The organism is Pontibacter rufus (assembly GCF_015694705.1).
GTDB classification, from domain to species: domain Bacteria; phylum Bacteroidota; class Bacteroidia; order Cytophagales; family Hymenobacteraceae; genus Pontibacter; species Pontibacter rufus.
Genome location: NZ_JADQDR010000010.1, coordinates 178,740 through 192,878, shown reverse-complemented (window position 1 = coordinate 192,878; position 14,139 = coordinate 178,740). Strand labels below are relative to the sequence as shown.

The window sequence follows — 14,139 nt, the reverse complement described above, 5'->3', positions numbered from 1 at the left end:
AAATTTAGGCTTACATTACTGCTCATGCTTTCCATTACATTGAGTTTTACTGCCTTTGCAAAGGAAGTATTCCCGGATGGAACATCTATACCGGACTGGTTCCGGCAAAACAAACCTACGGATATAAGTAAATTAGGAAAGCAATACCATATTACAGACTATAACGTCACCAACGACAGTACCCTCCTCCAGACAAAACGCATACAGGCAGTTATAGACAAAGCTTCTGAGAATGGCGGCGGTGTTGTCATTATTCCCAAAGGTACCTTCCTGAGTGGTTCGCTCTTCTTTAAAAAAGGCACCCACCTGTACCTGGAAGAAGGCGGCAAGCTAAAGGGCAGTGACGACATCAGCAATTTTCCCCTGGTGATGACCCGAATGGAAGGGCAAACGCTGAAATATTTTGCTGCGCTGGTCAATGCCGATGGCCTGGATGGATTTACCATTTCCGGTAAAGGCACTATCGATGGCAACGGACTGCGTTACTGGAAATCGTTCTGGCTACGGCGTGCATTTAATCCAAATGCCACCAATATGGATGAGATGAGGCCGCGGCTGATCTACATCTCCAACTGCAAAAATGTCCAGTTGTCGGGCGTAAAATTTATAAACTCACCTTTCTGGACAACCCACTTATATAAAAGCGAAAACGTAAAGCTGCTCGACCTGTACATCCACTCTCCCAAAGAGCCTGTAAAAGCGCCGAGTACGGATGCCGTGGATATAGACGCTTGTAAAAATATCCTCATCAAAAACTGCTACATGTCGGTAAATGATGATGCCGTGGCGCTAAAAGGCGGCAAAGGGCCGCGGGCAGACAAGGACCCGAATAACGGAGGAAACTATAACATCATCATCGAAGACTGCACTTATGGATTCTGCCATGGCGCTTTAACTTTCGGAAGCGAGTCTTTGCATGACCGTAACATCATTTTACGACGGATAAAGATAAACCAAGCTGAGCGTTTGCTTTGGTTCAAAATGCGCCCGGACACCCCACAGATTTACGAATATGTACTGGTTGAAGACATCACAGGTCATGACATAGGTAACTTCATCTTCATACAGCCCTGGACCCAATTCTTCGACCTGAAAGGGGAACAGGTATCGGGGACGTCTGTTATCCGCCACATAACCATGCGAAACATAGAACTGGATTGTGAAAACTTTTTTAATGTGGGAGCGGCAAAAGAAATCAAACCTTCTCAGGGCTTTGGGTATAAGATGTCGGACTTTACATTTGAAAACATTGATGTAACCGCAAAGAATTATCTCGAGATAGATGCTTCCATCATAGAAAATTTAAAACTCAAGAACGTAACTGTTAATAAGAAGAAACTTTTCCAGAAATAACTACCCTTAATATTTACCGGCTGAAAGAATCATATATTCTTCTCAGCCTGCTTTTTTGGCTCTGCTGTTTGACCGCGCCGACAGCCTGCAGCAGTCACCCTTGTTTAAGATTGGTGGCACCCCGATTTTAAACATAACGGAAAGGCAAAGGGAGTTTTTGAATACCCTATTCCAGAAAATGATAGAGGAGCAGCAAAATGACTATACTTACAAAGACGACCTAATCCGCAATTACATCCATCTCATCATACATGAAGCGCTGAAGTTACAGCCTTCTGAAAACTTTGATAAACAGAAAAATGCTTCATCGCGCATCACGGCTGTGTTCCTGGAGCTTTTAGAAAGGCAGTTCCCAATTGAAAGCACGGACCGTCCGCTCCAGTTAAAGACAGCACAGAAGTATGCTGATTCTCTTTCCCTGCATGTAAATTATCTGAACCGCGCCGTGAAAGAAGTGACCGGCAAGCCCACCACAGCGCATATTTCTGAGCGCATCATTACTGAGGCAAAAGCCCTTTTGCAACATACCGACTGGAACATTGCCGACATTGCCTATGCCCTTGGCTTTGAATACCCCACCTATTTTAACAATTATTTCAAACGATTGACCGGCACAAATCTTAAGAGGCTGAGAGCTCAGGAGGTTTGAAATCCTTAATCATTGGTTTGATTATCATTATCTATTCCGGTAATGATCGACGTACTTTTGTAGTATGGTATCAAATGCAATTATTATGGGTAAGTTTGAAAAAGAAAGTTTCTCCTACCATAGCGATAAAGATATTTTCGATAGAATGAAAGCCGGAGAACCCATACGACTGGATGATCCTGAGTATGCAAAAGTATAGGAAGTTGTTTCCCGGACGATACAGTTGTCGGCTAAGCTCAACACTTCCACCTATATTAACCAGATCCGGGAGCGGTTGAGCGAAATCATCGGTAAGGAACTGGATGAGAGCACCACCATCTTTGCTCCCTTCTACACCAATTTTGGCCGGTTTATCCAGATAGGCAAAAATGTCTTTATCAATCATGCCTGTTCTTTCCTGGACATGGGTGGCATTACCATCGAAGATCATGTTCTGGTAGGACCGAAAGTTAACCTCATCACCGAAAATCATTCATTAGATCCTGCAAGCAGAAGAGCGCTGTTTTGTAAGCCGATCCTCATCAAACGCAATGCCTGGATTGGTGCGGCTGTTACCATATTGCCGGGCGTAACCATTGGCGAAAATGCAGTAGTGGCGGCAGGGGCAGTGGTTTCCAAATATGTTGCGGCAAATACGGTTGTAGGTGGTGTGCCTGCTAAGTTCATCAAAACAATATAAAGCAAACTCTAAAGTGAAGCAGCTTAGCAAAGGCTGCAGAGGACCGTAATGTGGAGTTTACAGGGAGTGAAATGGAATATACAAGTGGTACTGTACATACATTTAGATAAAGATATGCACCCTATCCATCGTGCGTTTAATGATTTCTACCGTACACCTCGTGGCGGATGTACACCTAAAGGAAGTTGGCCGGAGTTTATAACGCATCTGACACTGAGTAGCAGCATTAAATTCAAGAAATTTTATCCTTTCAATGCCATAGAAACGATTTCACCTCGTCCTAAGCTTTTCATCACGGGTGATAAGGCGCACTCAAAAGAGTTTAGCGACGATGCTTTCAAACGTGCAGCGGAGCCAAAAGAACTATAAATAGTTTCGGGTGCCGGACATTTGGATTCGTACGACAGAGAGAGAAACTTATCCCGTTTGACAAATTAACCTCCTTCTTCACTCAAAACTTAAAATAACTTAGTGCAGGTATGGAAGGTAGTATAGGTATTGGTGGTAATTTATAGTCCAGCAAATAAAATCGATTCACATTATCCTACAATCAAGTTAATCAATATGGAAGCAGTAAAAGCAACAGCAGAAGGCGCAAAAGCCATTAACGCAACCCAAGTTAAAGCATTCGGCACGGAAGCAGCCGAAGCACCTCTGCAAGAATTGAACATAAACCGCAGAAACCCTAAACCACATGACGTAGCGATTGAAATACTGTATTGTGGTGTTTGCCATTCCGACCTTCATACGGCAAGAAATGAATGGCACAGTACCATTTACCCATGTGTGCCTGGTCATGAAATCGTGGGTAAAGTTGTTAGCGTTGGTAATCATGTCAGCAAGTTTAAAGTAGGCGATTTGGCGGCGGTAGGCTGTATGGTAGATAGCTGCCGCGAATGCCAGTATTGTAAAGAAGGCTTGGAACAATATTGCGAAGAAGGCAATACCGGAACATATAACTCGCCTGACAAGCACCTGGGAACACAAACTCATGGCGGGTATTCAGAAAGCATAGTGGTAGATGAAGCCTTTGTTTTACGGGTACCTGAAAATCTTGATCTGGCAGCTACCGCACCTTTATTGTGTGCAGGCATTACCACTTATTCGCCGCTGAAGCATTGGCATGTAGGTCCCGGCCAGAAAGTGGGGGTTGTTGGCCTTGGTGGTTTAGGGCACATGGCCGTTAAAATTGCTAAAGCTATGGGTGCAGATGTGATCGTATTCACCACTTCACCTTCAAAGGTTGAGGATGCGAAACGTTTGGGTGCTGATGATGTAGTTCTCTCAAAAGATGAAGAGCAAATGAGACGATATGCAGGCAAACTACATTTCGTACTAGATGCCGTTTCCGCACAGCATGACATCAATGCCTACCTGAATCTGTTACGGGTAGACGGTTCTTTGGCATTGGTAGGAGCACCGGAACAACCTCTTCCGGTAGCAGCATTCAGTCTTATTCCATACCGCAGAAGCTTCGCCGGGTCGATGATTGGCGGCATCGCAGAAACACAGGAAATGCTGGACTTCTGTGGCAAACATAACATCGTTTCGGATATAGAGATGATTAACATCCAGCAGATCAATGAGGCATATGAACGTTTGCTGAAAGGGGATGTCAAGTATCGTTTTGTAATTGATATGGCATCTTTAAAGAATGAAGATACTAAACAAGCATAAAATCACTCGCAATGGAGATTACAAGAACAGGTTCAAAGCCTTCTTTTAAAGGGCCGGAAGACTGGTTTACCGGTGCTGTACGGATAGATCCTTTGTTTGATGCCAATGATGCAAGACGTGGTGGAGCAGCTATGATTACATTCGAGCCGGGTGCAAGAACGGCATGGCATACGCATCCACTCGGACAAACCCTGCTTGTTGTATCCGGTTGTGGTTGGGTACAGAAAGAAGGCGGCCCTGTTGAGGAAGTTCATCCCGGCGACGTAGTTTGGTTTGAGCCAAACGAAAAGCATTGGCATGGCGCTACGGCAACTAGCTACGGCAACTAATGGTATGTCGCATGTTGCCATTCAGGAAAACTTGAATGGTAAAGTAGGGGACTGGATGGAGAAAGTAACAGACGAACAGTATAGCCGTTCTAAATAGGTTTGTCGAAAGGAACAATCGCCATTTGGGGGATTGTTCCTTTTTATTTTACCAGCTATGCAAGTATACGCTGCTTCGTTGTGTCACTCTCATGTACGTTCTGAAATTATGTCTCGTCCTAAAATAGGTTTACACAAACTGTAAACAAGATAGATGTCGCAAATCAGATCATCTATTTACCAGGTAATAAACGTAACATAAAAATATTTTTAAAGTATACTAAAACTAGTCATAGAGCTATTTCTTAGATGAAATGTGAGATAAGTAACTCCTGGCTTTATTCTCTGACAACTCCCTCTACTGGTACCACAATTGTCTTTTGTATTAAAGGTAAATGTCGGTTTTTCTCTTACTCCTTCTAATTAACTACACCTTTCTTGTTGCTTCTGTGCACTAACACTATAATGCATTTCGAGTAATTTATATTGTTACTGGTCAGAGTAGATTTAGGGATACGTTCTTCATTTTAATTTTTGAAATTATGTCATGGATTTCAGGTAATTGTCAGGATGATCGAAACTTTTCCTGTTATTACGGATCGGTTTCTGGGGAGTGGCAAACGTGGTGCCGGGACTCGGATGAACCTTGCCCTCAATACGATAGCGGTGGATGGTTAATAAAATACGAAGACCATAGACAGAGTAGTGGAGGGTGGTAATTTTAATATATGGCCATTTCCTGAACTGGCCATATCTGTTACTATAAGCTCCATTTCTTTCATACTTTACTACTTATTCTATTTTCCTTTTAAATTTTAAATCAATGGCATATTCCAGACTTGATCCCAGGAACAATCAAAGAGTTTCAGAAATAGTACAGAGAATTGCACATGTAAATTACATTCCGTTAGTTCATGAGCATGACATGCTAGAAATTGAGAAAGTGTTCCGCAGTATTCCCTCCCTGGACTTCCCTATAAACAGCGCTGCTGAGCTGATAGAAAAACTGGGTGGCTCGGGAAAGGAATACACGATTGCAGAAGTAAATGTAGATCCAATGCGGATGATTAAATACATGCCCTCTTACTATTTTCCCATCGCCTCAATCGAAAATTTTATTGAAAAATTAGCAGATCTTATAAGAGATAACCGCAAGCAGGTAGATGTGCCAAGAGAAATGGAATCGATTAGACGATATGTGGCCCATCTTCAATTTCCTATCCGTTCAGCTGAGGAATTATCCAGGCAAATGAATGAAAACGAACAATATGCCTTTCAAGGTAGGTATGTAAATGCCCGGGAAATGATCAAAAAAATACCGGAAGAGGTATTCCCCTTTGAATCTCCTGAAGATTTTGAGATGAAAATAATGTCAGTAATGGTTAACAGGCCTCTAATCGTCAGGGATTAAGGTCTTTGCTATTGTTATTTTCTCTGTTGCCTATTAAGCAGTAAAACTGTTTATTAAAATACCTAAAGAATGTACAATAGATAAATCTACAAAATCATTCCGAAGCTTAGACTTAAAACAAAGCATAAGCCCTATAGCTATCAGTATCAGAAACAGGAAGCAGGTATCCAGAGATCTGGCAGCTCAAATTAGAGCGAGTATACTCTTAGATCAAGACCAGTTACCAAGAAAATATAGACTATCGGACCAGAAAGGAGCTGATAACCACAACAATACTCATCCATACAGAAACATTTAATATAAAGTTTTGAGAGGTGAGGGGTTCGTTTTCTCTCCCTGCGTTGCTTTATTTTCCTGTTTATCCGGGTAACCCATATACTTAAATTCTAAACGGCTTCTAAATGAGCGACTGGCCCGTACCTTTTTTACTGGATGAATTGTGGCTAAAAACCCGCCGGACCATTGTACACAAACTTGAAGAAAAGAGCTTGTGGTTGAATTCAGATGAGTACAGCGCGCTATGGAGTGGACAAAAGGAGGAGGGGCTGGTACTTAGGAATAGCCTCCTTAAAGATGCCCTCGGGCCGGATGATTTTGCTGTAATTAACTCCGAAGCAGCTTTCGGAAAGCTTAACCATGTATTGAAACATAAACTGCCTTTTTCCCTTGCCTTCGGGTATGAATTAGGAGCCGGCTTTCACACATTAGTTTCAGGAGATCAGGAGCGGAAGCACCAGATAGCGCAAACTACTTCCCTGTTCAATTTAGGTATTTCATTATTTGATTTTTTCCTGGATAGCTCGGAAGAAGAAGTAAAAGATGAATTTAAATCGATTTTTAACAGCCAGGCTCTTCATGAGATCCAAGGCAATAAGCACGCAGGTTCGATCTTTTATAAGCGCTGTGACACAATAGAGCAAAATGAAATCAGGATCTTGTTGAAGGTGATCGCCTGCTTTTATCAAACCCTTTATTCAACTGTTCAAGAAGCTGATAACAGACATGCTTTAAAAAAAATCAACCAATTATTGTTACAGGCTTATCAGGCCGAGATAAATTCCCAATTACAGGAGGATATAAATGAGGAAGTAAATTTAAGACAGGTATCGAAAAGCAAATCAACATTACCGTTCAGAATTATAAAGAATATAGCTGTTGCGCAAACGAAAGCAGATAAAAACATTGAGCAATCTGTTGAAAGGCTGTCCTATACAATAGGAGAGATCTTTTGGTTGCTCGATGATCTGGCGGATGCGGTTTCTGATTATCAAACCAATCAATTGAATTCACTTTTCTGTAATCAGGAAGGTAAGGGTTGTATAATGGGTGAAGGCGCCATCACGCAAATCCTGGCGACAGATAATCTGCCTCGTTTAGTAAATCATCTTTGCTCGAAAATTCAAAGAGTGGAACTTTCAATTTCTTCCTCAGGAACAGATAATGAAGCAGATCTACGGTTCAGGCAAATACTACTATTTTATATAAGAGACTGGCTTAGTTAAATCTCCATATGGTTGTAAGTGAATCGTTACAGGAAGAACTTAAAAGGAGCATTAACCTTGGCACCCGGTACATCCATGGGAAAAGGGCGCCGGATGGACTCTGGTATGATTTTGACACCTTGGCTGGTGCATCATCCGAATGGGTTAGTGGTTTTGTCTTGAGCTCTTTGTCTCTTTTGGCTGATTACTCTTGCCCGATTGACAAGGCACATAAAATACTTTTAACCAGACAGAGAGCAAATGGTGGCTGGGCCTATAATCACAAAGTCCCGACAGATGCAGATAGCACTTCCTGGGTAATGATGGCTTTCAGTGGTTTGCCACTCTGGCGGCCTTCAGCGATGATCAGGGGTATTAATTTTATCAGAGATCATTTTAATACCGATGATGGTGGTTTTACAACTTATGCGCCAAAAGATCATATCGAGCAATATATTGAAGCAAACAAAAATCTGACAAAGGGATGGCTGGGTTCTCATACATGCGTAACGGCAGTGGCAGTGCAAAGCCTTTTATTTAATAAGCTTTATTCAGACCAGCAAATTGTTAACAGGGCCTGCCGGTTTTTAACGGAGAACCAGCAATCCAATAAACTCTGGAACTCTTATTGGTGGCAGGGCAATGCCTATAGCACTTTCCATTGCCTGAAAGCCTTGTTGCTGGCAAAACATATTTCTATCAGGGATGCAAAAAAAATTATAGACGTAGTTATCAGCAGAATGTCTGTCGAAGGTTATTGGGTAGAAAACAACGAAAGGAGCCTGTTTAATACTGCCCTGTTCTTACGAACAGTACTGCTTTTGCCTGATAAAAGAAGAATAAAAACTGTTTCAAAGTGTATTGACTATCTTTTACAAAGCCAGCTTACGGATGGTAGCTGGCCTTCTGCACCCATCCTCCGGATTCCGCCACCTATGATCTCTAATCCTGAAACCCTGATACAGTGGAGAACAGGTGAAATGGGTACTGGTGTAATTATCGAAGACCAGAATAAGCTATTTACGACTGCAACCATAAGTTCAGCCCTGCATCTATACAATAAAATGTTTCTTAACTAAGCAATAAGCTGTTTTAAACACCAGCTCTTATTCAAGTTCAATTTAAAACAAGGAGGTTGTTATGCCTACACTTTCAAATTACTGGTTCAAGGATACAGACTTTCGTGGTGAAACTGTTTTTTTAAGTATTCAGCATCCCGCCGGCGGCTGGGCTTGGATTAACTGGTCAAACATTGGGGAGAAACGCAGCACGCTCACCTGGGAACGTGAAGATAGAGAAGTAACTTACGACTTAGTAAGTCTTCTGAATAATCCTATTGTTCTGAATTTGATAGACAGCAGTTTAGGAGATGCACAACGCACATCAGATTTAAGGATTGGATGGGTGCCGAGAAAATATCTGCCATATTCATCATCAGGCGGAGCTTTGGATTTGTTTCTTCGCCTGTCTTTCAATTTCCACATTTCTACACCCTGGTATTGTACTGATGCTGACGGGCACATAGATTATATTATTGCTTGCTTTTTAGATAGTACTGGCACCGTTGGCGCTCGTGTTGATGGCTGGGCATATGACTATGATGGTGGCGGTCCGTTTTGTACAGGTGAGATATCAGGCAGGTTAAGTTCAGCAGTACCAGGTGCAATCGGCACCCTCCAGGAACAATTAGATAATTTTCTGGGCCTTTTAGGCAGGAGACAGTTTGACCTACTCTATTATTTACCTGGCAGCGCGGAGAAGTCCGGTTCTGGAACTACGAACGTAAACGACCGAGTTTCACTGGCTTTACTTCCCCGTTAACCCCTAAAGTATACTATAATGGAAAATTCAAGTCATTTCTTCAAAGACCTTCTTAACAACTTACAAGGTTGTCTAAAGGAATTTAATTGTGCTTCTGATATAAAGATATCAGAACAGGATGCCATTCTCTATGGTAAAATTTCACATGATGGTGAAAGGTATACTATAGTTGTTCATCTTAAAGAGGAGAATTACATACCTAGAACAAGCGGCGTGGGGAAATCCATAATGCCGGAAGATACGGCGCAAAAAATCAGAATGCCTAATCTGGATGTTCAAACCTCTCAAGCAGGAAAGTCTCATTGCTCTGAAGATGAACAGGTTGAAATAAAGAATAAATTTATTGAGGACGCCAATGACATTGGCAGAGAGTTCCTGAAGAAGATGAAAAAGTGATGTATAAAAGAGACGCATAAAATATTGCGGCTTCAGGTATTTTATAATACGCTCTCTTGCAGGAGTTCCTCACCAGAGAAGAAAGATAGCCCTTGTCTCCGTAGCACTTGCTCCTGAGCCCCTTTAGCCCCATTGTTTGTATAAACCGCATTTTTGGAGGCTTCTGGTAATGCAGCATGCTTTCAAAATTCATCCCTGATACAAGGCAAAGTTAGCCTTACATTAGCAACTCTTTAATTACTTCTGCCAGCTTTTCGGTTAGCGCTCTTCTGGAGTATCGGGCATAGTTGATGTAAGGTAAATCCAGGTTCGGGTTGATCTTCCAGGCTTTGCTCATCTGGATCATATGGTCGAGCATCAGGTCGTAGGCAGCGTAGTGGAAAAGGCGGCCTGCCCCGCACTCGTCTATAATATGGTCGGTATCGGAATGCACGGGGCCCAGGCAGATAATTTGCTTGTTGGAGGCCAGGTATTCGAATAATTTTCCGGGTACGTTGGCGTACACGCTCGGCACATCGGCCATCGCCAGCAGGAGCGCAGTGCTTTCCATCAGGTATTTGATGGCCTGATCGTGCGGCACATAAGGTATAAATTCGGTGATGCCCAGCACGCCTGCTTTCTCAATCCGCTGCTTTATGCCCTCCGATACTTTGCCCACAAAACGGAGCTTGTAGTTTATCTCGCTGTGCACCGATAGCAGATGCGCCATTACTTTCAGGAATACATCAATGTTGTAGTTTTCGGTAATGGTGCCGGCGTACGTTATCAGAAATGTATCTTTGGGTGGCACAGAAGGGTATCTAAAATCATCCTCATCGAAGCCGTTCGGAATCACATGGATCTTGTCTGCGCTTATACTTACCGGCTTGTTCAGGAAAAGGCGCTTGGTGTCCTCGCTGGTAACAATTATGGCATCAGCCTCTGCCAGCACCTGGCGCTCATACTTTTCGTCGACGCTTTTGGCTAGCTGTGTGTGGTAAAGCTGATCGTAATAATGGATGTTCGTCCAGGGGTCACGCAGGTCGGCTATCCATTTCAGGTTATACTTTTTGCGCAGTTTCAGGCCGATCAGCTGTGTAGAATGTGGTGGACTAGTGGTGATGATGGCTCTATACCTGCCATCTTTCAGCAACTCGCCGGCTTTTTTTAAGGCATGTTTGTTCCAGCCCACCCGGGCATCCGGTATAAACAGGTTACCGCGCACAAATTTGAAGACCTTATCTAAAAAGGAATCTTCCGACTCCTGGTTGGCAAAGCCGCTGTACGGAATCTCTTTTTTTCCGGACAGTTTTTTGTAATACTCAAATGGTTCAGACGTAGCTGTTTTGTAAACCTCCAGACCTTCAGGAACTTCGTCCAGCAACGTATTGTCCAGCAGCGGGTAGGAGGCCTGCTTTTCATCTACTGTAAGTATGGTGGGGATAATGCCGGACTGCGGAAAATATTTTACAAACTTGAGTCCGCGCTGCACACCCGGGCCGCCTGAAGGAGGCCAGTAGTAGGAGATGTATAAGAGATGGAGAGCGTCTTGCTTTTTCAAAGTTTTCGTTTTGTGAGCTGAGTTCTCAAATATAAAAAAATTATACCAGTATGGCTTTACGAACGGATGTGCCTGCTGTTGTGTACGGTTATAATCTGTATGTAAACTGATTGATATGAGGGCAAAAGAGCTGAAATTGTTAAAACAGTATGGCCGCTATCAGGTATGTTGAAGGTGCGTAACTCCAAAAGAGGCCAGACAGTGCTTTTCTGCATGCATCCTAGTAGCAATTAAGCGATATTTTTGCAGCCCATACGTTAACCTTCCTGTACAGCAGCGTACTTAAAAGATAAACCAGACCGCATATTTATACTTATGATGTATTACATAAATCTCGGCAATCAGAGGGGCTGACAATTTATAATTAACTTATATTTCCTTATTTTTGTAGGTAAATCCAGAGAAAGAGATGTTTGATAATTTAAGTAACAAACTAGATCGTGCCTTTAAAACACTTAAAGGCCAGGGCAGCATCACCGAAATAAACGTAGCAGCAACTATAAAAGAGGTGCGCCGCGCGCTGGTAGATGCTGATGTTAACTATAAAGTAGCTAAAACTGTTACCGACAAAATCAAAGAAGAGGCCATGGGCCGCGATGTTTTGATTGCCGTATCGCCGGGACAGTTGATGGTGAAAATCGTATACGAGGAGCTGACGCAGCTGATGGGTGGCGAGAAGCAGGACATCACCATTAAAGGCGATCCGGCTGTTATCCTGATTGCCGGTTTGCAGGGTTCCGGTAAAACAACCTTTACGGGCAAGCTGGCCAACTACCTCAAAAAGCAAAACCGCAATGTGTTGGTAGCAGCCTGCGACGTGTACCGCCCCGCTGCCATAAACCAACTGCAGGTGCTGGCCGGTCAGGTGGGTGTGGAAGCCTACACAGAACTGGAAAACAAGAACCCGGTGCAGATTGCCCTGAATGCGATTGAGTTTGCGAAGAAAAATAACAAGAAAGTAGTCATCATTGATACCGCTGGTCGTTTGGCCGTGGACGAGGCGATGATGAAAGAAATAGCTGAAATAAAAGCGGCCGTGAAGCCAACCGAAACCTTGTTTGTGGTGGATGCCATGACGGGCCAGGATGCGGTAAACACAGCCAAAACCTTTAACGAGCGCATTAACTTCGACGGCGTGGTACTGACCAAGCTGGACGGTGACTCGCGTGGCGGGGCGGCCCTTTCGATCCGTGCCATTGTAGAAAAGCCAATCAAGTTTATCTCGACAGGTGAAAAAATGGAGGCGCTCGACCTGTTCTACCCCGATAGGATGGCGCAGCGTATCCTGGGTATGGGCGACGTTATCTCGCTGGTAGAGCGTGCGCAACAGGCTTTCGATGAGGACGAGGCGAAGCGTATCAACAAGAAAATCCGCAAAAATCAGTTCAACTTCGACGACTTCCTGACGCAGCTGGAGCAAATCAAGAAGATGGGCGACATCAAAGATCTGGTAGGTATGATTCCGGGTGTGGGCAAAGCTTTGAAGGATGTGGAGATTGACGAAAATGCCTTTAAGCCGATCGAGGCCATCATCAAGTCGATGACACCCCACGAGCGCGAAAATCCGGACGTAATCAGCGGCAGCCGCCGGGCCCGTATAGCAAAAGGTAGCGGCACCGACATTACGCAGGTAAACAACCTGATGAAGCAGTTTAACGACATGCGCAAAATGATGCGTTCGATGAACAAAATGTCCGGCAAGCGCGGCGGCCTTGCCAACATGGCCAACATGATGAAGCGCTAATTACATCATTTATAAAAAAGAAGTCCGTTATACTTCAAAGTATAACGGACTTCTTTTTTATAATAAACTATAGTTTGCTGCACTTTCAGGCGAAATATTAACCTCAGCCTTTGTGCCCTGCGATCCTCCGGATTTGCGTAAGTATGGCCCGGACTTTCAGTACTTTCTTTTATCTTCTTTGCGCTCCCAGGTTTTAAAAGCCTGCTGCGCCTCTTCAGGCAGCAGTTGCTCCATCGGTATGGCGCGATAAGGCAAATCCTTTTCCAGTTCCTGGTATATAAACGCATCATCAAAGCCTATGGCGGCGGCATCCTGCTTGGTGTTGCCATAGTATACCTTGCGGAAGCGGGCCCAGTAAATGGCTCCCAGGCACATAGGGCAGGGCTCACAACTGGTATACAGATCGCAGTCGGTCAGCTCGTGGGTGCCTAAAAAATGGCTTGCTTTCCGGATGGCATCCACTTCGGCATGCGCAGTGGGGTCGTTGGAGCGAAGTACATTGTTAAAGCCCCGCGCTATAATTTCGCCGTGGCGCACCACTACCGCCCCGAAGGGGCCGCCATATCCTTCTTCCATTTTTTCTACGGACAGGCGGATAGCTTCCTGCATAAATACTTTTCTTTGTTCCGTTGTTTCAATTGTGCCTGAAATCATTCTTTTTGCTAATCTTTATTTTATACTTGTTCAGTTGTATGGTATACGGCAGCTTGCCCGTAGAGCCGATATAAAAGTCATAGCTTTCATGTAACGCAAAATAGCTTACACCACACTTGTGCCATTTCCTGCATACTCGTGGTGTAAGCTACTACGGTCTTTTACCCGCTGAAAATAACGGGCAATATCAATTCAGCAAGGTGTATTCCTATACCATTATAAAATTTAATTATTCAAACCCTGTCTATAGCTATACGCGGCAGTTTGCGCTTGGTTCGGCTTATCATGTTAGCACTCTATTTTGGCCGGCAGGGAACATTATCCTGCCTGTAGCTGATAGGGTGCGACACTGGCACCTGGTATCTTATA

At 43.7% G+C, this 14,139-nt stretch carries 15 protein-coding genes; 13 read left to right on the top strand and 2 right to left on the bottom strand.

Annotated elements, in window-relative coordinates; all coding sequences use genetic code 11:
- The first annotated feature begins 24 nt into the window (after positions 1 to 24).
- From I2I11_RS17000 to I2I11_RS16945, 12 genes are all read left to right on the top strand, one after another.
- Positions 25 to 1,353 carry a rhamnogalacturonidase gene (locus I2I11_RS17000; protein WP_230680377.1) on the top strand — a complete coding sequence of 443 codons (1,329 nt, stop codon included), beginning with the start codon at positions 25 to 27 and terminating at the stop codon, positions 1,351 to 1,353.
- 55 nt (positions 1,354 to 1,408) lie between these two features.
- Positions 1,409 to 2,002: a helix-turn-helix domain-containing protein gene (locus tag I2I11_RS16995; RefSeq protein ID WP_230680376.1), complete on the top strand. Its 594-nt coding sequence runs from the start codon at positions 1,409 to 1,411 to the stop codon at positions 2,000 to 2,002.
- Positions 2,003 to 2,225: 223 nt separating this feature from the next.
- On the top strand, positions 2,226 to 2,681 hold the full coding sequence (locus I2I11_RS16990) for a DapH/DapD/GlmU-related protein (RefSeq protein WP_370582999.1): 456 nt from the start codon (positions 2,226 to 2,228) through the stop codon (positions 2,679 to 2,681).
- A gap of 114 nt (positions 2,682 to 2,795) precedes the next feature.
- Positions 2,796 to 3,050 (top strand): alpha/beta hydrolase family protein, encoded by a 255-nt coding sequence (locus tag I2I11_RS16985; RefSeq protein ID WP_196268932.1) that lies wholly within the window; start codon positions 2,796 to 2,798, stop codon positions 3,048 to 3,050.
- A gap of 195 nt (positions 3,051 to 3,245) precedes the next feature.
- Positions 3,246 to 4,358, top strand: a complete 1,113-nt coding sequence (locus I2I11_RS16980) for an NAD(P)-dependent alcohol dehydrogenase (protein WP_196268931.1) — start codon at positions 3,246 to 3,248, stop codon at positions 4,356 to 4,358.
- 11 nt (positions 4,359 to 4,369) lie between these two features.
- Positions 4,370 to 4,687: a (R)-mandelonitrile lyase gene (locus I2I11_RS16975; protein WP_230680375.1), complete on the top strand. Its 318-nt coding sequence runs from the start codon at positions 4,370 to 4,372 to the stop codon at positions 4,685 to 4,687.
- Between the two features lie 570 nt (positions 4,688 to 5,257).
- On the top strand, positions 5,258 to 5,401 hold the full coding sequence (locus I2I11_RS16970; protein ID WP_196268930.1) for a hypothetical protein: 144 nt from the start codon (positions 5,258 to 5,260) through the stop codon (positions 5,399 to 5,401).
- A gap of 145 nt (positions 5,402 to 5,546) precedes the next feature.
- A complete protein-coding gene (locus I2I11_RS16965; protein WP_196268929.1) occupies positions 5,547 to 6,134 on the top strand; it encodes an MTH865 family protein in 588 nt (195 codons plus the stop codon).
- 401 nt (positions 6,135 to 6,535) lie between these two features.
- A complete protein-coding gene (locus I2I11_RS16960; RefSeq protein WP_196268928.1) occupies positions 6,536 to 7,636 on the top strand; it encodes a hypothetical protein in 1,101 nt (366 codons plus the stop codon).
- Positions 7,637 to 7,644: 8 nt separating this feature from the next.
- Entirely contained in the window at positions 7,645 to 8,694 is a 1,050-nt protein-coding gene (locus I2I11_RS16955; RefSeq protein WP_196268927.1) for a prenyltransferase/squalene oxidase repeat-containing protein, read from the top strand.
- A gap of 61 nt (positions 8,695 to 8,755) precedes the next feature.
- Positions 8,756 to 9,436 (top strand): hypothetical protein, encoded by a 681-nt coding sequence (locus I2I11_RS16950; RefSeq protein ID WP_196268926.1) that lies wholly within the window; start codon positions 8,756 to 8,758, stop codon positions 9,434 to 9,436.
- An 18-nt stretch (positions 9,437 to 9,454) separates the two neighbouring features.
- Positions 9,455 to 9,832: a hypothetical protein gene (locus I2I11_RS16945; protein WP_196268925.1), complete on the top strand. Its 378-nt coding sequence runs from the start codon at positions 9,455 to 9,457 to the stop codon at positions 9,830 to 9,832.
- A gap of 217 nt (positions 9,833 to 10,049) precedes the next feature.
- On the opposite strand, the gene I2I11_RS16940 is transcribed toward I2I11_RS16945, so the two are convergent.
- Complete coding sequence (locus tag I2I11_RS16940) at positions 10,050 to 11,372, bottom strand: glycosyltransferase family 4 protein (RefSeq protein WP_196268924.1); 1,323 nt, start codon at positions 11,370 to 11,372, stop codon at positions 10,050 to 10,052.
- Between the two features lie 409 nt (positions 11,373 to 11,781).
- Here I2I11_RS16940 and ffh point away from each other — a divergent pair, with 409 nt between their 5' ends.
- A complete protein-coding gene (gene ffh / locus I2I11_RS16935) occupies positions 11,782 to 13,116 on the top strand; it encodes a signal recognition particle protein (RefSeq protein WP_196268923.1) in 1,335 nt (444 codons plus the stop codon).
- A 156-nt stretch (positions 13,117 to 13,272) separates the two neighbouring features.
- Here the strand turns inward: ffh and I2I11_RS16930 are convergent, their stop codons facing one another.
- On the bottom strand, positions 13,273 to 13,770 hold the full coding sequence (locus tag I2I11_RS16930; RefSeq protein WP_255531389.1) for a nucleoside deaminase: 498 nt from the start codon (positions 13,768 to 13,770) through the stop codon (positions 13,273 to 13,275).
- Positions 13,771 to 14,139: the final 369 nt, after the last annotated feature.

Coding starts and splice junctions, on each gene's coding strand:
- I2I11_RS17000 (WP_230680377.1), top strand. CDS start 25: ATGCTTTCCATTACATTGAGTTTTACTGCCTTTGCAAAGGAAGTATTC.
- I2I11_RS16985 (WP_196268932.1), top strand. CDS start 2,796: ATGCACCCTATCCATCGTGCGTTTAATGATTTCTACCGTACACCTCGT.
- I2I11_RS16980 (WP_196268931.1), top strand. CDS start 3,246: ATGGAAGCAGTAAAAGCAACAGCAGAAGGCGCAAAAGCCATTAACGCA.
- I2I11_RS16975 (WP_230680375.1), top strand. CDS start 4,370: ATGGAGATTACAAGAACAGGTTCAAAGCCTTCTTTTAAAGGGCCGGAA.
- I2I11_RS16965 (WP_196268929.1), top strand. CDS start 5,547: ATGGCATATTCCAGACTTGATCCCAGGAACAATCAAAGAGTTTCAGAA.
- I2I11_RS16960 (WP_196268928.1), top strand. CDS start 6,536: ATGAGCGACTGGCCCGTACCTTTTTTACTGGATGAATTGTGGCTAAAA.
- I2I11_RS16955 (WP_196268927.1), top strand. CDS start 7,645: ATGGTTGTAAGTGAATCGTTACAGGAAGAACTTAAAAGGAGCATTAAC.
- I2I11_RS16950 (WP_196268926.1), top strand. CDS start 8,756: ATGCCTACACTTTCAAATTACTGGTTCAAGGATACAGACTTTCGTGGT.
- I2I11_RS16945 (WP_196268925.1), top strand. CDS start 9,455: ATGGAAAATTCAAGTCATTTCTTCAAAGACCTTCTTAACAACTTACAA.
- ffh (WP_196268923.1), top strand. CDS start 11,782: ATGTTTGATAATTTAAGTAACAAACTAGATCGTGCCTTTAAAACACTT.
- I2I11_RS16930 (WP_255531389.1), bottom strand. CDS start 13,770: ATGATTTCAGGCACAATTGAAACAACGGAACAAAGAAAAGTATTTATG.